At 68.4% G+C, this 20,237-nt stretch carries 16 protein-coding genes and 1 pseudogene; 9 read left to right on the top strand and 8 right to left on the bottom strand.

The window, feature by feature from the left end; all coding sequences use genetic code 11:
• Positions 1-375: 375 nt before the first annotated feature.
• On the top strand, positions 376-7,689 hold the full coding sequence (locus OG403_RS06735; protein WP_329562234.1) for a TreTu family toxin: 7,314 nt from the start codon (positions 376-378) through the stop codon (positions 7,687-7,689).
• Positions 7,689-8,006, top strand: a complete 318-nt coding sequence (locus tag OG403_RS06730) for an immunity protein TriTu family protein (protein WP_329562232.1) — start codon at positions 7,689-7,691, stop codon at positions 8,004-8,006. Before OG403_RS06735 ends, OG403_RS06730 begins: the two co-directional genes overlap by 1 nt.
• A gap of 88 nt (positions 8,007-8,094) precedes the next feature.
• On the opposite strand, the gene OG403_RS06725 is transcribed toward OG403_RS06730, so the two are convergent.
• The 3 genes from OG403_RS06725 to OG403_RS06715 are packed head-to-tail and all read right to left on the bottom strand — an operon-like array spanning position 8,095 to position 11,329.
• A complete protein-coding gene (locus OG403_RS06725) occupies positions 8,095-9,420 on the bottom strand; it encodes a tyrosine-type recombinase/integrase (protein ID WP_329562230.1) in 1,326 nt (441 codons plus the stop codon).
• Positions 9,420-9,605: a helix-turn-helix domain-containing protein gene (locus OG403_RS06720; protein ID WP_329562228.1), complete on the bottom strand. Its 186-nt coding sequence runs from the start codon at positions 9,603-9,605 to the stop codon at positions 9,420-9,422. The genes OG403_RS06725 and OG403_RS06720 overlap by 1 nt, the downstream gene beginning before the upstream one ends.
• Complete coding sequence (locus OG403_RS06715; RefSeq protein WP_442910873.1) at positions 9,602-11,329, bottom strand: replication initiator; 1,728 nt, start codon at positions 11,327-11,329, stop codon at positions 9,602-9,604. Before OG403_RS06715 ends, OG403_RS06720 begins: the two co-directional genes overlap by 4 nt.
• Before the next feature lie 328 nt (positions 11,330-11,657).
• On the opposite strand from OG403_RS06715, the gene OG403_RS06710 reads away from it, so the two are divergent.
• A complete protein-coding gene (locus OG403_RS06710; protein ID WP_329562226.1) occupies positions 11,658-12,044 on the top strand; it encodes a winged helix-turn-helix domain-containing protein in 387 nt (128 codons plus the stop codon).
• A gap of 721 nt (positions 12,045-12,765) precedes the next feature.
• On the opposite strand, the gene OG403_RS06705 is transcribed toward OG403_RS06710, so the two are convergent.
• Together OG403_RS06705 and OG403_RS06700 are read right to left on the bottom strand one after the other, a co-directional pair.
• A complete protein-coding gene (locus OG403_RS06705) occupies positions 12,766-13,119 on the bottom strand; it encodes a hypothetical protein (protein WP_329562224.1) in 354 nt (117 codons plus the stop codon).
• Complete coding sequence (locus OG403_RS06700) at positions 13,116-13,589, bottom strand: hypothetical protein (protein WP_225446715.1); 474 nt, start codon at positions 13,587-13,589, stop codon at positions 13,116-13,118. Before OG403_RS06700 ends, OG403_RS06705 begins: the two co-directional genes overlap by 4 nt.
• Positions 13,590-13,791: 202 nt before the next feature.
• On the opposite strand from OG403_RS06700, the gene OG403_RS06695 reads away from it, so the two are divergent.
• From OG403_RS06695 to OG403_RS06675, 5 genes are all read left to right on the top strand, one after another.
• Positions 13,792-14,139, top strand: a complete 348-nt coding sequence (locus tag OG403_RS06695) for a hypothetical protein (RefSeq protein ID WP_329562222.1) — start codon at positions 13,792-13,794, stop codon at positions 14,137-14,139.
• 105 nt (positions 14,140-14,244) lie between these two features.
• Positions 14,245-14,736, top strand: coding sequence for a hypothetical protein (locus OG403_RS06690; RefSeq protein ID WP_329562220.1), 492 nt, complete (start codon positions 14,245-14,247; stop codon positions 14,734-14,736).
• A 157-nt stretch (positions 14,737-14,893) separates the two neighbouring features.
• A complete protein-coding gene (locus OG403_RS06685) occupies positions 14,894-15,457 on the top strand; it encodes a hypothetical protein (RefSeq protein WP_329562218.1) in 564 nt (187 codons plus the stop codon).
• On the top strand, positions 15,448-15,948 hold the full coding sequence (locus OG403_RS06680; protein ID WP_329562216.1) for a hypothetical protein: 501 nt from the start codon (positions 15,448-15,450) through the stop codon (positions 15,946-15,948). The genes OG403_RS06685 and OG403_RS06680 overlap by 10 nt, the downstream gene beginning before the upstream one ends.
• A 238-nt stretch (positions 15,949-16,186) precedes the next feature.
• The gene (locus OG403_RS06675) at positions 16,187-16,657 is read left to right on the top strand and encodes a hypothetical protein (protein WP_329562215.1); all 471 of its coding nucleotides are present in this window, start codon (positions 16,187-16,189) and stop codon (positions 16,655-16,657) included.
• Between the two features lie 340 nt (positions 16,658-16,997).
• On the opposite strand, the pseudogene OG403_RS36670 reads toward OG403_RS06675, so the two are convergent.
• Positions 16,998-17,329 (bottom strand): annotated as a pseudogene (locus OG403_RS36670) (IS1380 family transposase); the annotation flags it as partial.
• 265 nt (positions 17,330-17,594) lie between these two features.
• Here OG403_RS36670 and OG403_RS06670 point away from each other — a divergent pair.
• Positions 17,595-18,494 (top strand): hypothetical protein, encoded by a 900-nt coding sequence (locus OG403_RS06670; protein ID WP_329562213.1) that lies wholly within the window; start codon positions 17,595-17,597, stop codon positions 18,492-18,494.
• A 436-nt stretch (positions 18,495-18,930) separates the two neighbouring features.
• Here the strand turns inward: OG403_RS06670 and OG403_RS06665 are convergent, their stop codons facing one another.
• Positions 18,931-19,320 carry a hypothetical protein gene (locus OG403_RS06665; protein ID WP_442910872.1) on the bottom strand — a complete coding sequence of 130 codons (390 nt, stop codon included), beginning with the start codon at positions 19,318-19,320 and terminating at the stop codon, positions 18,931-18,933.
• 600 nt (positions 19,321-19,920) lie between these two features.
• The gene (locus OG403_RS06660) at positions 19,921-20,142 is read right to left on the bottom strand and encodes a hypothetical protein (RefSeq protein ID WP_329562212.1); all 222 of its coding nucleotides are present in this window, start codon (positions 20,140-20,142) and stop codon (positions 19,921-19,923) included.
• Positions 20,143-20,237 lie beyond the last annotated feature (95 nt).

Here is a 20,237-nt window from a genome sequence, read left to right as displayed (position 1 = left end):
CTACCTTGTGGTGGTCTTCGTGGCTTTGATGGTGATTGAGAAGAGTCGCTGGGGCGCCGCTCGATCGGGGCGCACTTGGTGCACTGTTCGCGTCTGAACGATGCTTGTTCCTGCGGGGGTGGTCAAGCGCATTGAAGCCTTGTCATGACTTGTCCCAATTAGCCCATGACCCAAAGGTAATGGGTTCACAAAATTTCTCAGTCTGGCGCTAGGTAGTGGTGGTGTGATGATCAGTCACGGCCATAGGGTCGATCCGATCGTCGCACTCGTGTGCGACAAGTCGGCTCTGGGGGGTCTGTGGCAGTGGGGACTTGGCGCTCGCGTACGCGTTTCGGACGCTGGCTGATGAGCCGGGAGCATCCCTGGCTTAGCGTCATGTCGGTTCTGGTGCTGGCGATGACGCTGCTGGCGGCGCCCTCGACGGAGGCTTGGGCCGCGCGGCGGCCGCACGGCAAGACATGGGTGCCGCCGGGCACTCCGTTGGGCGCCGCGACCAAGTCGGTCCCGGGTGCGAATCTGAAGATCGGCCCAGTGGAGCCGCCGAAGTACCCGGTGCCGAAGGCGTGGCAGCCGGCGGCCGTGGCGATGTCGAACGTGTCCGGTTCGGCCACCGTCATGGTGGGTGCCGACACGCCGGCAGTTCGGGCCCAGCTGGCCACCGCCGGCGGTGCCTCGCCGGCGGCCGGAGGTAGTAACGCGGTGCAAGCGGGCTCGCTGCCGGTCTCGCTGGCGCCGTCTGCCAAGGACAGCAGCGGCGCGCACCCGGTGAAGGTCGAGCTGGCGGATCCGGCCAAGGCCAGGGCCGCCGGGGTGAGCGGGCCGGTGGTGGCGCTTTCCGATGCCGATACCGCAGCCGGTGACGGCGGTCACACGGTGGACGTCGGAATCGACCTCAAGGCGTTGGGCGGCGGGCTGTGGGCGGACCGCGCCAGGCTGGTCGAGCTGCCGGCGTGTGCGCTGACCACTCCGCAGCTGGCGCAGTGCCAGACGCAGACCCCGGTGGCCGCCCAAGTCAACCCAGCCTCGGGGAAGCTGACCGCCGAGGTCGGGCTGCCGAAGCCGGCCGCCGGTGAGGTCAAGGCGAACGTGATGGGCCTGGACGCGACCGCCGCGGGTATGTCCGCAGCCGCGCCCATGGTGCTGGCGGCAACGTCCGGCCCCTCCGGCTCAGGTGGTTCCTACGCGGCGACCTCGCTGACGCCGTCGATGAGTTGGGGCGCGGGGTCGAACCTGGGCAACTTCACGTACTCGTACCCGATCCAGCTGCCGGGCGGCATGGGCGGCAAGGCACCCAACGTCGAACTGTCCTACGACTCGTCGGCGGTGGACGGCATGACGTCCTCCACCAACTCCCAGTCCTCGTGGATCGGTGACGGGTGGAGCTACTCGCCCGGCTTCATCGAGCGCTCCTACAAGTCGTGCAGCAACGACGGGATCGCCAACTCGGGCGACCTGTGCTGGGGCGGGCAGAACGCGACGCTGTCGCTGGGCGGCCATTCCGGGACGCTGGTGCGCGACGACACCACCGGCGTGTGGCACCTGCAGAGTGACGACGGTTCGAAGATCGAGCAGCTGACGGGTGCGCCGAACGGACTGAACAACGGCGAGTACTGGAGGGTCACCACCGGCGACGGCACCCAGTACTACTTCGGGCAGAACCACCTGCCCGGTGGCGACGGCACCGACCCGGCCACCAACTCGGCGTGGGGTGAGCCGGTCTACTCGCCCAACAGTGGCGACCCGTGCTACAGCTCCGGCTCGGGGCAGGGCTCCAACTGCACCATGGGCTGGCGCTGGAACCTGGACTACGTGGTGGACACCCACCAGAACCTGGTCACCTACGACTACGCGACCGAGACCAACTCCTACAACCGCGGTGGCGGCCAGAACAACGGCGCCGGCTCGCTGACCTCGTACGTCCGCGGTGGCTACCCGACCCAGATCTCCTGGGGCCAGCGCCTGACCGAGCAGGTGGCGGCGCACGGCACGCTCCAGCCCGCCGCGCAGGTGGTCTTCGGTACCTCGGAGCGGTGCCTGCCGTCCGGTTCGATCACCTGCGACCCCTCGCAGCGCACCACCGCCAACGCCTCATTGTGGCCGGACGTGCCGCTGGACCAGGTGTGCACCGGGACGCCGTGCACCAACAACAGCCCGGCGTTCTTCACCACCAAGCGGCTGACATCGATCACCACCCAGGTGCTCGTAGGGTCGACCTACCGCACAGTGGACACCTATGCGCTGACCCATACCCTCCCCGACCCGGGGGACGGGACCAAGCCCACACTGTGGCTGGCCTCGATTCTGCGCACCGGTTTCAACGGGCAGGCGAAGACCCCGCTGCCCGCGGTGACCTTCACCGCCCGGGAGCTGCCGAACCGGGTGGACGGGCTGGTGCCGGCCGCTCCCATCTTCAACCGGCCGCGCATCCAGCAGATCACCACCGAGACCGGCGGTCAGATCGACGTCGCCTACAGCTCACCGCAGTGCTCGCGGGTCAACAACACCATGCCGTCCTCCGAGGACAGCAACACGATGGCCTGCATGCCGGTGCACTGGTACCTGCCGGACTCCTCGTCCAACACCCCCGTGAATGACTGGTTCAACAAGTACTTGGTCACCTCCGTCAGCGAGCAGGACGCGGTGACCGGTTCGCTGATCAAGGCGACCAGCTACACCTACAACGGCGGTGCGGCGTGGCACCGCAACGACGCGGAGTTCACCGACCCCAAGACCCGTACATGGGACAGCTTCCGCGGCTACCAGTCGGTGGACACGATCACCGGTTCCGGGTACACGGGTGAGGCCCCGAAGACTCAGCAGACGGTCACGTACCTGCGGGGCATGGACGGCGATGTGCTGGCCAACAGCAACACCCGCAGCGTGAGCGTGACCAGCCCGCTCGGCGGTTCTGTCACCGACAGCGACTGGCTGGCCGGCAACGAGGTGGCGACCCAGGTCTACAACCAGGCCGGCGGCACGGTCACCGCGATGAGCGGCAGCACCACCAACGGGCAGCAGGCCACCGCCACCCACAAGCAGTCCGGCGGGATGCCCGACCTGGTCGCCCGCTACCCCGCCTCGCAGATGACCACGGTCAACAAGGAACTGCTCGCGAACGGAAGTTGGCGGACCACCAGCACGGTGGCCACCAGCGACCCGGCGAACGGCAACCGCGAGAAGCAGGTCGACGACCAGGGCGACGGCACCGCCGCCACGCCCGAGGTCTGCACCACCGACTCCTACGCCACCAGCAGCAGCAACCCGATGCTGCTGACCCTGCTGGACGAGAAGAAGTCCGTCGCCGGGTCCTGCAACACCCTGGCGAACGCGACGAACACGATCAGCGATACCCGCAGCATCTACGACAACCAGCCGTTCGGTCAGGCCGGTTCGCTGGGCGAGACCACCAGCTCGCAGCAGATCGACCACTACGACAGCTCGGGCAACCCGGTGTTCGTGAACTCCGCGCGTGCCACCTTCGACGTCTACGGTCGGCCGGCCTCCACCAGCGAGACCGACGGTTCCACCTACGACGTCAACGGCAACCAGCTGACCGGCCCCAACCCGGCCGCCCCAGCTGCGACTTCCACCACCACCTACGCCCCGGCGACCGGCGCGCTGCCGACCGAGGTCACCCTGACCGGCCCGATGGGCGCCTCCTGGGCGACCACCGTGTCCCAGGATCCGGGCCGCGGACTGCCACTGGTCTCCACCGACGCCAACGGCCGGGCCACCACCGAGCAGTACGACGGCCTGGGCCGGCTGACCGCTGTCTGGCTGCCGCAGCAGCCCACCAACGCCAACGCCAGCTACAAGTACTCCTACGCCGTCAACGGCGTCACCGGCCCCTCGGTGGTCACCAGTCAGTGGCTGAACGAGGACAGCACCTACTCGTACCAGACCCAGCTCTACGACGGCCTGGGCCGCTTGCGTCAGACCCAGGCCACCTCGCCGACCATCGGTGTCGGCCGCCTGATCTCCGACGTGATCTACGACTCGCACGGCTGGGTCATCAAGAAGTCGGCTCCGTACTACGAGAAGACCACCTTCCCCAACAGCACCATCTACCTGCCGCAGGACTCTCAGGTCCCCTCGCAGACCTGGCTGACCTATGACGGACAGGGCCGGGTTACCAACTCGGCGTTCATGTCCTACGCCCAGCCGCAGTGGTCGACGACCACCGCCTACCCCGGCGCGGACCGCACCGACGTCACCCCGCCTCAGGGCGGCACGCCGACGTCGACGTTCACCGACGCGCGCGGCAACACCAGCGCAGTGTGGCAGTACCACGGCTCCGCGCCGACCGGCAACGCCTCCGACGCGGACGTCACCACCTACACCTACACACCGGCCGGTTCGCCGGCGACCCGCACGGACGCCGCGGGCAACACCTGGTCCTACGGTTACGACCTGATGGGCCGCGAGATCTCCTCCAGCGACCCCGACACCGGCACTACCAAGACGTTCTACGACGTCAACTCGCGGATCGACCACACCACCGACGCCAAGGGCAACACCCTGGCCTACAGCTACGACCTGCTGGGTCGTAAGACCGGGGAGTACAACGGCTCGGTGGCTCCGGCCAACGAGCTGGCCTCGTGGAGCTACGACACGCTCGCCAAGGGCAAGCCCACCGGCTCCACGCGCTACGTCGGCGGCGCCACCGGAACGGCCTACACCCAGGCGATCACGGGCTACGACACGGCCTACCGCCCGCTGGGCACGACGGTTTCCATCCCGTCGGCCGAGGGTGCGCTGGCCGGTACGTACTCCACCAGCAACACCTACAACAACATCCTGGGCACGCTGGCCAGCACCACGCTGCCGGCGATGGGCGGCCTGCCGTCCGAGACCGTCAGCAACGTCTACGACATCGCCGGCAACCTGCAGAACTCCTGGGGCAACAACACCCTCGTGCAGGACGTCCAGTACGACGCCTACGGCAACGCGATCCGCACCACACTCGGTGACTACGGCACCCAGGTGGTCTCCACCCAGCAGTACGACATCGCCACCGGTCAGGTCGTCGCATCCTTCCTGGACCGGCAGGTCGGTACCACCTCGCTCGACCAGACCGGCTACACCTACAACCCGGCCGGCATGCTGACCTCGGCCACCGACCTGCAGAACGCCTCGGCCAGCGACCGCCAGTGCTTCAGCTACGACTACCTGGGCCGCCTGTCCCAGGCGTGGACCGACACCGGCACCGTCACCACCAAGCCCACCGGCACCTGGACCGACACCTCCGGCGCCAGCAGCGGCTCCGGCACCCCGGTCTCGGTACCGGGTATCGGTGGCTGCACCAACGCGAGCGGTCCGGCGATGACCGGCAGTACCCCGAGCGTCGGCGGTCCTTCGCCGTACTGGCAGTCCTACGGCTACGACTCCACCGGCAACCGCACGCAGTTGGTGCAGCACGACGTCACCGGCAACACCGCCAACGACGCCACCACCACCCAGACGTTCGGCACCCCCGGCCAGCTCAACACCGGCTCCGGCGGCCCGCACGCGCTGCTCTCCTCGACCACCAGCTCGCAGAGCGGTGGGACACAGAAGACCACTTTCCAGTACGACCAGCTCGGCAACACCACAGCCATCACCGGCACCACCGGAACCACCACGCTGACGTGGAACGGCGACGACACCCTCGGCGCTGTCCAGGCGACCGCCCAGCAGGGCGGTACCACCTACCTGTACGACGCGGACGGCAACCAGCTGATCCGCCGCGATCCGGGCAAGACCACCCTCGAACTGGGGACGGACGAGCTCACGCTGGACACCGCCAGCGGCTCACTCTCCGATGTCCGCTACTACCCCTCGCCGGGCGGTCTGACGATCACCCGGGTCACCGCGGCCACCGGCGGCGGCACCCTGGTCTACCAGGCGTCCGACCCGCACAACACCGCGCAGGTCCAGATCAACACCGACCCGGCGCAGACGGTCACCCGTCGTCCGATGGACCCGTTCGGCAACCCGCGCGGCACCCAGCCCGCCTCCGGTGCCTGGTCCGGTGACAAGGGCTTCGTCGGCGGCACGCTCGACACCGCCACCGGCCTGACCAATCTCGGCGCTCGTGAGTACGACCCGGTCCACGGCCGGTTCCTCAACCCCGACCCACTCCTGGACGTCGCCAGTCCGCAGCAGTGGAACGGCTACGCGTACAGCGACAACGACCCGGTCTCCAGCAGCGACCCCACCGGCGCCATGCACCAGGCCGACTTCTACGACGGCAGCGGCGACAACGGCTCCTGCGACACCGCCTGCCAGGCCACCCTGCCGACGGTCGACAACCTTCCGCTGCCGGACACCTCCGCCCACCCCAGCACGCCGAGCAACGGCGGTGGCAAGGCGGACAACGGGAGCTCGGTGCTGGGCTGGTTCAAGCACGCCGCGAAGAAGGTCGGTGGCGTCGTCACCAGCGGCGCCAAGGACGTCGCCGGCGGCACCGTCAGCGGCGCCAAGTGGGCCTGGAACCACCGGGCCGACATCGGTCAGGCGGTGGTGGAGACCGTCGTCTACAGCGGTTGCATCGGCGGATCCGTCGCCGGCGCGGCCGAAACCGGAGGCGCCAGCCTCATGGCGGTGGCCGGCTGCGGCGCCGCCGCAGGCGCGGCCGGCGCCGCCACCTACGACCTACTCAGCCCCGACGGGCCCACCACACCAGGCGGAGCCCTCACGGACATCGCCAGCGGCGCACTCTTCGGAGCCGGTGGAGCCGTCGTGGGCGAGGGCGCCAACATCGCCGGCCGCGCCGCCCTGCAGAAGGCCGCACCACTGCTCGGAGATGCCGGCAACTGGCTTGCGACCAAGGCCAGCAGGGCCGTGACCACCTGTGCCAACAGCTTCCCAGCAGGCACCCTGGTGCTGCTGGCCAACGGCTCGACCAAGGCGATCAACACCCTTGCAGTCGGCGACCAGGTGGCCTCAGCCGACCCGCAGACCGGCCAGACCTCGGCGGAGACGGTCACCCAGACCATCATCACGCCGAACGACACCCAGTTCACCGACCTGACCTTCGCCACCGACGCCCCGGCCGTCGGCCAGACGCCGCAAGCGCAGCCCACGGTCAGCCAGGCCGGTGCGGCGGTCGCGACGGTGCCCACCGACGGCGCCATCACCTCCACCCAGCACCACCCGTACTGGGACGCCACCACCAAGCGCTGGACCGACGCCGCCGACCTCCAAGTCGGCGACAAGGTGGCCTCCGGCACGAACCTCGGCACCGCCACCGTCCTGACCATCCGCAACTACCAGACCGCACCGCGCACCGCCTACAACCTGTCGGTCGCTGACCTGCACACGTACTATGTACTCGCCGGGACCACGCCGATCTTGGTGCACAATACGGATGGTGCCTGCCCGACCACGACGGTGGGAAGGTGGATGTCGCCAGAGGAGCACCAGGCAATGATTGACACTGGAAAGGTTCAGGCGGGTAGTGGTGGGACTTCTACCTATGTAGCTAATCCTGCGGATCCTGAGGCGTATTTCAGGCAGGCTGCTCCAGGTAGCAGGTATGTGCAGTTTGATGTCCCGACGGCTTCACTGAAGCCGGGCGGGGAGCCGGGTTGGGCCCAAATCCCTGGCCCAAACCACCCGATCTACGGACCGCTAAATGCGAGGCGTGGACTACCGCCGCCGGAGATGCCGAGTTTTGAAAACCTGTTCTGGGATGGGACGGTGAAGTGATGCCTGACCTGCTGTCAAGTCTCAAAGAATGGCATGAGCGGAAGTCCCCTCTGCTAGTGGAGAGAGGCGTCAAGGTTGGAATTTTTGAATCACCTGAGGGGCGAGATAAGAATTCCTTCGGTATTTCCTTCGAGCTGGGCTCAAGGATTTCGTACTTGACAGCTTGGGATTCCGGAGAAATCCAGATCTCGTCGATCGACCTGGATACTGACTCCGCTCCCAAGGAGGAGTACCGCGAGAACGTCCCGGCTGGAGATCTGCCGGTGATCGCCGACAGATTGGCCTCTTGGGTCTTTCGAATCTCGAGGAATTCGTGATGATCGTGAGATAACGATAGAGGCCCCTGCCGGATGAGCTTCCGGCGGGGGCCTCCGAGGCGTCTGACGGCAGTAGTTGACGGCAACGTCAGCGGACGGGTGCTGCACGAAGGTGTTGTTCGTCCCTGTTCTCGGATCGGGTGGCGGGTTCGACGGGGTTGCGGAGGGCGTTGCTGAGGAGGTCTATGGCGTCGCGTTGGAGCCGGAGTCGGACGTGGGCGTACACCGTCGCGGTCACCCCGATGTGGGCATGGCCCAACAGTTCCTTGATCACCACGAGCTCGACGCCCTGCTCCAGTAGGAGGGTGGCCGCCGAGTGCCGAAGATCGTGAAACCTGATGCGTCGTAGGGTGGCTCGGCGGAGTAGGGCGTTGAAGTGCCGGGTGAGGGTGGCGCCCTCGATGGGGGAGCCGTCGGGCCGGGTGAAGACGTACCCACTCGCCTTCCAGGCTGCCCCCGCCGCCCCGCGTTCATGGGCCTGGCGTTCGCGGTGCTGTTCGAGGGAGTGCAGGCACTCGGTGGGCAGGGCGATGCGTCGTTCCGAGCTGTGGGTCTTGGTCGGTAGGGCGGTCAGGCCGGCGGAGTTGGTGCGTTGGAGGGTGCGGCGGATGCTGGCGGTTCCGCCGGTGAGGTCGAGGTCTTCCCAGCGCAGGCCGAGGAGTTCGCCCTTGCGGAGCCCGGTGCGCAGGGCGAGTTCGAACAGCGCGCTCAGCCGGTGCCCGTCCGTGGCGGTCAGGAGCGCGCGGGCTTCTTCGGTGGTGAGGGGTTCGAAGCGGCGGGGTCGGGGTGTGCCCATGCGGACGTTGCGGGCGACGTTGCGGGGGATCTCCTCCTCGCGGACGGCGTGCTCCAGGGCGGACTTGAGGACGGAGTGCACGTAGGCCAGCGTCAGCGGCGACAGCCACCTGCGGCAGCAGGTCCCGGTTGCGCAGCACTGGGGCTGCTCGCGAGCGGCGTCAAGGCCGCGTGCGCAGCACTGGCAGGTCACGCGAAGCTGGTCGAGCCAGGTGCGGACGTCCTTGGCGGTGAGCTTGGCGAGCTTCTTCCGGCCGAGGCCGGGGATGAGGTAGAGACGGGTGCAGGCGGTGTAGCGGGTGTGGGTGTTCTCGCGGAGCCGGTGGACAGCGACGGTCTCCAGCCAGTAGGTGAGGAACGCCGCAACGCTGCCCTGAGCGGAGGGGGCGGGGACGCCGCGGTTGCTGGTGGCGATCTTCTCGGTGAGTTTCGTCAATGCGTCCTTGCGGGTGCTGCCGTAGACGCGGACGCGCTTGCGGGTGTCGCCGACGGCCAGCACGTAGCCAGCGGCTTCCCAGCGTCCGTCCTTGCGCTGGTAGACGGTGCCGTCGCCGTTGGCGCGGACCCTGCGAGAACTGGTGCTGGTGCTGGGGCCGGGGTTGGTTTCGGAGCTGGTCATCAGGCTGCCTCTGCGAGTTGGTGGTGGACGAGGGCGGTCAGGGCGTGGGCGGGGATGCGGCGGGCGCGGCCGATGGTGATCGAGGCCAGCCGCCGGGTGCGAATGAGGTCGTAGACGGTGGAGCGGCTGATGTTCAGGCGGGCCATGACCTCAGGGACGGTCAGTAGCTCGGCGTCGGCGGTCACGCGATCACCTCCGTCTGGACGGCGACGGTCAGCGGACCGGCGGAGTAGCCGGCTCGGTCACTGGTGCGCCGTGCGCGCCGGGGACGGCTCGGTTGCTCGGGCCGAGACTTCGGTGCGGTGGCCAGGAGCTCGGCGAGGTGGGCGAGTTCGGGCAACAGGCCGGATCCGGTGTACTGCCAGTGCGAGATCACCAGAGTCGTGTCGGTGCTGCTGCGTCGCCCGTCCCTGGTGCGGTGACCGGCATGGTGACCGGGACCGGGGTCACTGTGACCGGCGGTCAGGTCAGCGCGGTCATCGCGGTGACCGTGCCGGTCAGTGATCGACTGGCCTGCACCGGCCGGTTCCTGACCGGCGTGTCCGCCGACGATTGCCGGGTCGGTCGGCGTCGAGGTGGCGGTTTCGTCTTGACGGGTGCGCCAGGTGGTGCGTTCGGCGCGGAGTTGGGTGAGGGTGGTGGAGTAGTGGCGGGTGCGGGTGGAGAAGTGGCCTCGGAAGCCGAGCATGTGGGCCCACTGGCGCAGGCGGAGGTGGGTGTGCTGGGGCTGAGCTCCGAGGTGCCAGGCGGTGTGGATCATGCGGCGGGCGTGGTCGGTGAGGTCGTGCTGGGCGAGTTCGGCCAGGAAGCGCAGTCGGCGGTCGAGGGTGCCGGTGGTGGTTTCGGCGCCCTTGGTGGCGTACTTGGCGATGTAGGCGGCGACGTGGCGGTCGGTGACGGGGGCGTCGCCGGTGAAGTCGGTACTGCGGATCGCACGGACGTCGATCTGCCGCCCGAACCGGAACACCGTGGACTCCGACGGCTGCATCCCGTCGGTCTCCCCGGACGCGGAGCGGTGTTGGTGCCGGACGCGGGCCCGCTTCGCAGCGGCGCGGACGGCGTGGTCGAGGAGCGCGGTGGTGGCCCAGGCAGGCGGGCCGCTGGCGGGGCCGGTGGGTCCGTCGATGCGGATGACGGTGTGGAAGTGGATCTGGCCGCGCTTTTGGTACTCGGCGACCTTGGCGTAGGAGAGCGTGGCGTGGTGGCGCAGGGTGCGCTGGGTGAGTCCGGCGGCGTGGGCGATCTCACGCCGCAGGTGGGTGGTGAAGCGGGCCCACAGAGCGGGTGCGTGGGCGTTCCATAGCACCGCACCGGCGTAGTCGTACCGCTCCGGGTTCAACGGGGTGCCGAGGAGCGGGTCGCCGTCGGCGTGCCGGGTACCGCAGGTGCAGGGGGCGGCACCGGGCTGGTTGTGGACGGGGCCGAAGCCGGGGGCGGTGAGGGTGGCGAAGACGCGGGGGTGGGTGGCGACGCTGGTGGGGACGGTCTTGCCGCCGCGTAGTCCGGCGGCGATGAGCTGGTAAGTGTCGTAGCGGTAGACGTTCGAGCAGGACGGGCAGCGGGTGGTGCGGCGGTTGCCGCAGCGCACCAGGAGTTCGCCGGCGGGCAGATGGCGGGTGTCGAAGTGGTCGAGGATCTGCCCGGTGGCGGTGTCCAGGCGGGTGCGGTGCCCTGTCATGCGGATCGGGCGGGCGCAGCCGCCCAGCGAGCCGACTTGCCGGGCCAGGGGCGCGAAGTAACCGGCGGCGGCGAGCTTGGCCAACCGGGCCGTCAGGCGACCCCGGCGTTCCAGCGCCGAGTCCCTGTTCGCGGACGCGTCGGCGCTCCTGGCGAGCGCCGGTGCGGCGGATGCCCCGTTAGCCGGAGCGGAGATGGTTGCGGGGGAGAGGAGTTGGAGCTGTGCGGGCATGGGGACAGACCTCCGGCAGGAGTCGGGAGAAGAGGAGAGGTGAACCGAGTGGCCGGCGCGCGAGGGAACGGCGGGCGCGGGCCGTGGGCCGGGGGCGTCTGGCCTGGTCAGCGGTGGTGTTCACCGGCGGTGCGTGAAGGTAGCATCGCTTCAAGGGCGCATTCAAGTGCATCCATCCTCATCTGTTTCGGTGGGTGGTTCGGATGCGGGTACTGTGGCCTGGTTTTCCGTTTTGGACGGGCCGGGTTTCGGTGGTAATGGCGCAGAGAGGGCGGGGTGACCTGCGGTGACGGTGGGGCGGCGGGGGCGTAGACCGGCGGGCGGCACGGTGCTGCTGACGTTCGAGGTCATTGCCGAGGCCCTGCGGGAGCGGATCCGCTCCGGTGGGCTGAAGCCGGGGGATGCGCTGCCGACGCAGGCCGTGTTGATGGCGGAGTACGGGGCCTCCAGCCTGTCGGTGCAGAAGGCCATGGCCCTGCTGAAGCAGGACGGCTACGCGATCTCCCGACCCGGCAAGGGAGCCTTCGTCGCCCACCCCGACGCCGACACCGACACTGACCCAGGTGACGGGGAGGCTGGGAACACGACCGTCGGCGGGACGGCGGCCCGCATCGAGGCACTGGAGCTGGCACTGGCCGAGACGCTTGATCAGCTCACCGCTCTGCGTGCCCGCGTCGAAGCCCTTGAAGCGGGCAACGCCGAGCGAGGCCGCTGACCCGTCGGCCGCTGGAGGGCCAGGGGCTGTAGCTGTGCGTCCAGATTTTCTCTACGAGGTTCAAGGCGGGCTCCGCTCGTTGGAGCTGGCCCGACGTCGCCGACCGACCCAGGCCGGACCAGCACCCGAGGCCCTCGCGGATGTCGGCGGTCAGCAGTCAGCCGGGTCGTGGGCAGGTTCAACCGGTGCCCGATGAAAGCAAGTTGTGGGGTAAGCGCTGCTTACCCCGGCACCGACCAGGTCGGAGCAAGTTGTGGGGGAAGGACTCCTTGCGCCTTGCGGGTCGGGCAAGTTGTCGCCTGCGACCGTCCTACGGCCGGATCGCAGGCACGGGGTCGGCCAGGGGGCCGACTCTTCGTTTCTATCGTCACGCTCGCCGAGGGCGGCGGCCGACGTCGCGCCGACCCACTGACCGCACCCGTGCCGAGCGACCGGCCCACGGACGAGCCGTGCCGTGTGCCGGGACTCCGACCAGCAGTTCCCCGAACTCGCCCCCGCGCGGTCGGGACGGTCAGGACGCGAGCAGTTCAGCGACAAGCCGAGCCGACGAGACGGTGGGGCAGCGGAAGCGACAACCGGCCAGCACGACGGGCTGACCGGAACCGGGCTCCTGGCAGAGCAAGTTGTCCCGTTGGATATCCCAACGGGCTATCCAACGGGAAGAGGGGCTGACCCGGGGGCGGGTCGTGCGTGCTCTGCCGGACAGTCGCCCGTGAGCACGTCAGTCCGTGGCCTTGGGGTGGCCGGTGCCGGCGTAGGTGATCCAGGCGGTGCGGTTGGCATCGTCGAGCAGGTACCAGATACGTCCTCCACCAGTGACTTCGTACTGCCAGCGTTCCAGGGTTTGCCCCTTGTAGGTGGTGGTACCGAGTTTGCCCTTGAGTCGGTGCTGGCGGTCGGGGATGTCGCCGGCGCGGGGAGTGGAGCGGATCCGCTCGAAGGCGCGGCGCAGGTTGCCCGGTGCCTGGCGGCCCAGGTGTTCCCAGCCGTCGGCGGCCTCGGTGTTGGCGAACCGGAGGTCGTACTCGTCGCCGGTCGGGGGTGGCGCGGCCCGGTCTCCGCGCTTCGGGCTCACTCCGCTGCCCCGGGCGCGGGGACGGGGCCGAGGTCGCCCTCGGGTTCACGGGTGAGCAGTGCGTGCAAGGCAGGGTCCGCATAGATCTCGGCGCTGTGCCTCCACTGGGCGAGCAGCAGTGCGATCGGCGAGAGGTTGTCCAGGGCCACCGCGCCGCGCGCCGTGTCGACCAGCTCGGCGAGCAGGGTGTCGATGTCCTCGGCGGGCAGGAAGGTGCTCCAGGGGAGGGCTTCAGGCAGCGCCTGGCGCAGGGCGCCGATGTTCTCGGTCCGGACCAGCCCGGCGAGCAGGCGGGAGGTGAAGTCCACGACGGTGGTGTCGCGCTCCATTTGGTCGACGCGCATCAGGGCCAGGTCCTCCGCGTCGCGTCTGCGCAGCCGCAGCGCGCGGACGGCGTCGAGCCGACGCGTAGTCGCGGCGGGATGGTGGAGAAGCTCACTGAAGGGCATGTCCTCGTAGGCCGCAGTCATGACATCCACAGTAGCTCGGATGTCAATCGATGGACAGACGGCGCGGCGGTTGACTCTTCCCCAATGGACTAGACCTCTGGCGGCAGTAGTGACGGCAACAATCACGCACACCGACGCACATCGGCACACCTCGACGGACCGTTATATAGCCCTTGACCAGCGAAAATGCAGGTAGCGAGCGACCGCGTGCCACACGTACTATGTGGTAGCCGACGGGATCCTGGTCCTGGTTCACAACGACGTGTGCCCGCTGGGTATCCACACTGACGACGAGTGCACGTGTATCAAGAACCCGATCACGAAGCGGACCCACCTGAAGTCCATCACGGACGCGCTGGGCGAGCTGGAGAGCATTGGCGACCACCTGGCCGCGCGTGGGCCCGGCGCCGGGCCGCTGAGCACCACAGTGGGCAAGCTGCCGGCCTCGCCGCTGGAAGCGCCGAACTCGTCAGGGGCGAGCGACGTCCTGGTCACCGCGACCGTGCTCCTGCGAGCCGCCGTCCTGAGCGGGAAGGACATCGCCAAACGGTGGCGGGGCACGACCGGGTAGTCACCGCAGGGCAGGCCTGACCCGGGCCGTGGCGTCGCAGGAGGTTCTTCCGGCCACCCGGGCGCGCGACATTGGTACCGGCGAGACAGAGGGGAGAAAGCGCAGATGAGCGGTCTGGGAGCCGGATTCCGGCGATTGCTGGGAAAGGAGGAGGTCGAGCCGCAGTCACTGCTCGGACGGTGGCTGGTCACCCGCCTGGTCGACCGGCCCGAGGAGCGCAAGCGGTACGTGGCGCGGTTCGGCGAGGTCCCCGACGAGCCGGAGCAGGGCTTGATCGTCCAGGAGGTGTTCGGCCGGCTTCTGGAGCGCTATCTGGCCCTGGAGGGCACCAGCGAGGACGGGCTGCTCGATGAGTACGAGGGCATCGGGCGGCCGGACGTGCCCGAGCGGGCGGTGGGCAAGGTGGCGATCTACGCCGCGCTCGGCCGGATTCCGCGGGTCCCGCCGGACCTGTGGCTGCCCGCGCTGGTGGCGCACGGCACGCTGGCGATGCTGATGATGCCCCGCCTCGACCTTCCGTACCCTCAGGTTGTCGACCTGGTCCGGGAGAAGGAGCAGGAGCTCACCGTCCGGGGTATCGCCCTGCACCCGGCGTGAGACCAGGGGCGGGCCACCTATGGTGGCCCGCCCCCGCGCGCGTCCTGATGACGGCGGGTCAGGAGGTCGGCGCCGTCAGGTCGTAGACGGTGGCGCCATCGAGGTCTGGGGGGTGGCTTGCTTCGCGCCGGAATAGTGAGGAAGTGAGTTGAGAGAGATGGCTGAGCGTCAGCTTGGGGTGCCGGAAGGACTCGCTGAGGACGTGGCCGCCGTGTGGGCGGCGGGCACCGCCAAGGAGGTCGCGTTGGCGCTCGCCCGGAACAACTCGCTCCACCCGGTGGCGGCCGTCCGCTTCTTCCGGGCGGCGATCCGGTGGCGGTTTCCGGCGCCATGCGACCCGCGCGAGGTCAGCCGGGCGCTCGCCGGCTGGCTGGCCCTGCTCCCCGCGGGGGTGGACAACCAACTGGCCGTGCGGGAGGCGGAAGCCTTCATCAGGGCGGAGCTGAACGGCGAGGCCGATCTCGTGGCCGACATCCCGATCGACGCGATCCCAGTGCGGAGCGCCATGATGATGGTCACCCGGTTCGCCTTCGAGGAGGCGGTGGCGAACCCCTCGGACTTCGCTGAGCTACGCCGGATCACGGCACAGGTGGCCACGGACCATCGGCCTCTTGCAGCCCTGACGGATCTGAAGCTAGATCGGATCTTCGCCTGGCGTGACCTTGGCCAGGCGGAGTTGGACGAGCTCGTGGACGAGACAGACTCAGTGAGGTGGACATGAAATGGCGGCGTCACTTCCGCCGGGCGAAGCCGGAGCCGAGGTCGCTCTACGGCCGGTGGCTGCTCGCCCTGCTTTACGGGCCGCCGGAGCTGATCGAGCATTACGGCGAACCGCTGGGAAAGTTGACGATGGAGCAAGGCAACTCTCAGTCCGCGATCAGTGACAGGCTCTTCATGCGGCTCGTGGCGATGCGCTTCATGCCCGGCCAGCCGGTGCGCGACATTTCGGACTACGTCGCGGCCATTGTGATGGCCATGGACCGGTCCGTGCGGTTCGGCCGGTTGGAGGCCGAGGCGTTGATCCGGCACGCCCTCGGGGAGGAAAGTGTCTCCTTGTCGGGAATCGATCAAGACTTGGCGACCAGGATCCGCGGCGGGTTCGTTGCCGCGATCATTCGCGAGAAGGGGCTTGCGCCCGAGCAGGTCACGCGGCTGGTGGTCGAGGCCGAGGACTGGGTGGCTTCCAGCGGCGTTCAGCTGATCGCGCCGTAGTTCGCCTGAGAGGTGGGCCACCCCGGTGGCCCACCTCTCTGAGCGGCCGCCAGGAGACGCTACGGGTTGCAGCGGCGGTGGTTCCTGGGCCAGCGCCTGACCTCCTGACGGTGTGTGTGCCGGAAATGGCGTCCGTGTTGGTCGGGCGCTTGGGATGGGCTTGATCGCCGGCGCTGCTTCGTCTTGCGGGTGTGCAGAGAGCTGAAGGGCATGGCAGATAAGTGGATGGGGAGGCGCCTTGAAGCATCTGAAAGGCCGGGCCGCCGAACCGGATTCGCTGGTTGGTCGGTGGCTGGTTGCCGAGTTGACTGACGAGGTGGAAGTCGGGCGGCATTACGCCGGCCGGTTCGGCGACGTCCCGAATGAGCTGGACCAAGTGTCGATCCTGGCTGAGGTCTTCAAGGTACTGTTGGACCGCTATCTGGCCATGGACGGTACCAGTGAGGCCGGGCTGCTGGAGGACTTCGAGCGTCGCCAGAGCCCGCGTGTCCCGGACCGCGCGGTGAGCGAGTCGGTGATCGCGGCCGCACGCGGTCGGATCCCGCGGATCCCGCCGGGGCTGACGCTCTCCGAGCGGGTGCGGGTGCACAGCGGTCTGTCCTTTGTGATCAGCCGGTCGCTTCCCATGGCAGTCGGCGAACTTGTCGGCCTTGTCAGGGAGAAGGAGCGGGAGCTCACTGCCCAGGGCGTCACTCTGCATCCGGCGTAAGACAGACGAGGGGGCAGGTCCATCACTGATGGGCCCGCCCCCTCGGGTCTATGCAAGGGGTGGCGGCACGCTGGGCACGTACCAGGTGACCTCGACCGGCAGTACCAATGTGCTTGTGGGCGGCCAGGTCGCCTCGCCAGCCATTGGGATGCTGGTCCTCGGGGCGGTGATGGCCAGAGGAACTGTCTTCGAAGCTAGAACAACCGCGAACCGCTGGCGGCAGTGATCCGGTGTACTGGTCAGCCCTCGCAGCATGCGATTTGTTCGGGCTGGCCGCAGGGCAGCGTGCTCTCCGGCCAGCCTGTCAGACGCAGCAGGAGAAGGGCACTTATGAAATCGCGATGGACTGGATGGAGGCGGAGAACAGCCGCAGCCGCAGGCGTTTGGGTTCCCACTGGCCGGCTGGCCGGTCGGGGCGAGCATGGGCGTTCAGGCCAGCAGGTCGAGCGCGAGCCCGGACGATCTCCAGCCGGGTGCGGTTCTGGGCGGTGTCGTGCAGGGCGGGTTACGCAGGCCGGTGTCGCAGGCGGCGCGAATGCGGCGGTCCTCGGCGGGGGCGCGCTGGCGGCGCCGCGGCCCCAGGCGCGTGATCGGGGTGCCGGTGGCGAACAGGTCAGCCGCATCCCGTCGGCCCGGTGAAGCGCAAAGGGCGCCGGGGTACTGCCGTTCCTGATGACCGCACCCCCCTGCCGCACTGGGATGATCATCCGCTTCGCCTTCTGGGACTGTGTCACCGGCGTGACACCGTGCCCGCGGTAGCCTGAGCTTGCAACGCCACGATCTCCGACTCACCCGCGACCAGGCGCACCATCAACAACTTGGCGACGCCACTGAAAGGACGTCGCGTTGCGCAGAATTCTCTATCTCTCTGTTACGGATCTCGGCATGCGGTTGAATAGGGTTATGACCTTTGGATACCGGTGAGATGATGCCCACCGTGACCGTTGCGGAGGAGGTGCGCGCCGCGATTCCTGACAGGGACTGGAAGCGCCTGTGTGCGGCCTTCACCTTTGCGCCGTACCAGCGTTGCGATGAGTGCGGGCAGACCATCGACCTTCGCATCGAACCCGCGAACCTGATCGTCTGCCGCGTGACCGACACAGAGGATCAGTTCACCTACACGCTCAGCCACCCGCTATGTGCACCATCCCAGTTGGTCGAGATGGACAGCGCCGAGCGGGATCGCGCCGACGGCCGGTGGTTCGGGCAACAGATCGGCCACGGGTTCTACTTCTTCGAGAGGGTTCCGGCGGCCGACGGAGCGGAGCACCTGGTGCTCGTTGTAGAGCTGCAGAACACCGGGATCATCTTCCATGAGGAGGCCGATGGGACGGTCACTGCGGTCAGCGACGTCCTCGAGGCGCTGGTCGAGCAGGACGGCTTCGAGCGCCTCTCCGTCGTGACCGGGCTGGCCGACCTGCCAAAGGCGCCGGAGTGGAGGGTGCTCCTGACGCCGCAGGGCGCTCTGAACGCGGTCGTCGGCGTCCCTGGGCGCAAGGCGGTTTCCAGTGCTGGCGTCTTCATCGGTTCGGGCGGATCCGGTGGGGCGGATCCAGGCGTGGCGGATCTCCTGACTGCGCGGAGCAGCGTCACGCTGCTCGTCGTGCCGCCGGCGACGTTCGGGCTTCCGAAGATCCATCAGCTCGCGGACGACCAGTCCAATCTGGAGACCGCCTTCACGAGTCTGGTGTCGAACGTGGTCGGGCTGGCAGCCAAGGAGGATCCTTCTGTTCCGCTGACGGACAGAAAGGCGTTCCTACGTGCGATTGCCAACGGCAGGATCGCCGGAGCCCAGGTTGACGTCGACCGAGAAGCCGATCCGGCCCGTACCCAGTGAACCGTCGCCATCGCCGCGGTCCCTCACCCCCAGACGTAGCCGACTGTGGCCAGGCGCTGGTTCTTGACGCGGCCGACCATGGAAGGAAGAGATCGGCACGCTGGTCTGGCCGGACCGTGCCACCGCCCCGCCCGCGCTGAGGTCTTCGCGTTCATCGAGACCTGCTGTAACCACAGGCGTCCACGCGGGCACCCCGATTGGGGCTACCTCACGCCACTCGAGATCCGGCAACGGCACCTACAAGGTCACACCCTCGCGGCGTAGACGGAGAGCGTCCAACCGCGGGTGGAACTTCAACATCTGACATCCTCCCCAAACGACGACGTCGGCTCCCAAGACCACAACCGGGTCTTGGGAGCCGACGTCACGAAAGAGGGCTCGGAATTGACCACACGTCCAGGGGGCCGGGCGCCCTGTTGCGCTTTCTGGCACCACGTCAGCTCTTGGCTTCTGTCTGGTTGTAGACGTGGTTGATCCTCCCGGCCTGGATCGTCATTCCGTGGATGCCGCCGTTGATCGTGTTGTTGTACACCGTGCTGTTCTCGATCCGCACCAACTTCGCCTGGCCCTCCCAGGCGGTCAGCTCACTGGCGAACTCCGGGTCCATCGCCGCCCGCATCCCCAGTGCCATGCTCAACTGCTGGGCCAGCGCCGGATCGGCGGGCGCCTGCTCCAGCGCGACGAGCTCCGCCTCCCCGCTACTCGCGACCGGCAGGTGCGCGGGTCGCTGGAACGGCCGCCGCACCAGCTTCCAGGCCCCCTCCAGCGCCTGCTTGCCCGCCTCGCCGCCGGCCCCGCCCGCGAACGCCGCGAGCAGCATGCTCACTGAAACCGGATCCACCGTGCACCCCTCCCTGTCGAGCTTCTGCCCTCAACCCTACGACCCCAGCGGCTGACTGACCATCAGCCGACCCGCACCGCCCGGCCCGCAGCCCGTCCGCGCCCGGTGCCTGCCTGTCATTCCGGACGACCAGGCCTTCACAGATCTGACCTTCACCGTGGACAACCCGGCTACGGGCGAGGACTCGGAGACGTCTACCACGGGTACCCTCACCTCCACGCAGCACCAACCGTTCTGTGAGGACAACAATGCCCCGACGGTGTCGGCCCGCCCGCACTGCCCGCCGCCAATGATCAATCGCGTGTCATCCGGCGCGACCGCCTTGGCGGTCTCATCCACGAATACACGCAGGTCGCATAGGGGGACAGCGTTGTCGGCACGCACAGGGCTGTCCGGTCTGGTCCAGCCCGTTCCTGATCCTGATGGTCACGTGGTTGGTCACGCCCAGGGCCTGGAAACAGAAAACCCCACCGGAAGTGGGGTCTCTGCTGGTGTCCGAGGATCGACTTGAACCCTGCCTACATGCCGTCGCTGCGCGGGGAACCGCCGCCGGCGTACTGAGGCGTACTGAGGCGTACTAAGCGGCTAAGCGGCCTGGTACTTCCCCGTCTCCCGGTCGCGGTAGATCGCGCCCGACTTGCGCAGCTGCTCCAGGTCCCGCCGCACGGTGCGCGGGTCGGGCTCGACCACATAGCTTGTGCGGGCGCGCACCCAGTCCCAGGCGCCGCCGTCCTGCCGTATCGCCTGAAGGAGCTGGTCTCGTCTCTCGATGGCCGAGGTGGGTGCGTCGGGGGTGTTCTCGTTCATGGGCCTCATTCTCGCCCGGGACCGGCACACCTCCCAACTCCGCTCCCGGCCCCCAGGCCGCACCGCCCCGCCCCGCCCAGTTCGGACCGAACGCT

Origin of the sequence: Kitasatospora sp. NBC_01266 (genome assembly GCF_036242395.1) — a bacterium.
In the GTDB taxonomy this organism is placed as follows: Bacteria; Actinomycetota; Actinomycetes; order Streptomycetales; family Streptomycetaceae; genus Kitasatospora.
Note: the sequence above shows the minus strand (reverse complement) of the source record. Positions and strands in the feature narration are given on the sequence as shown.

Coding starts and splice junctions, on each gene's coding strand:
- OG403_RS06700 (WP_225446715.1), bottom strand. CDS start 13,589: ATGACTGCGGCCTACGAGGACATGCCCTTCAGTGAGCTTCTCCACCAT.
- OG403_RS06735 (WP_329562234.1), top strand. CDS start 376: ATGTCGGTTCTGGTGCTGGCGATGACGCTGCTGGCGGCGCCCTCGACG.
- OG403_RS06715 (WP_442910873.1), bottom strand. CDS start 11,329: ATGCCCGCACAGCTCCAACTCCTCTCCCCCGCAACCATCTCCGCTCCG.
- OG403_RS06660 (WP_329562212.1), bottom strand. CDS start 20,142: ATGAACGAGAACACCCCCGACGCACCCACCTCGGCCATCGAGAGACGA.
- OG403_RS06685 (WP_329562218.1), top strand. CDS start 14,894: ATGGCTGAGCGTCAGCTTGGGGTGCCGGAAGGACTCGCTGAGGACGTG.
- OG403_RS06725 (WP_329562230.1), bottom strand. CDS start 9,420: ATGACCAGCTCCGAAACCAACCCCGGCCCCAGCACCAGCACCAGTTCT.
- OG403_RS06690 (WP_329562220.1), top strand. CDS start 14,245: ATGAGCGGTCTGGGAGCCGGATTCCGGCGATTGCTGGGAAAGGAGGAG.
- OG403_RS06730 (WP_329562232.1), top strand. CDS start 7,689: ATGCCTGACCTGCTGTCAAGTCTCAAAGAATGGCATGAGCGGAAGTCC.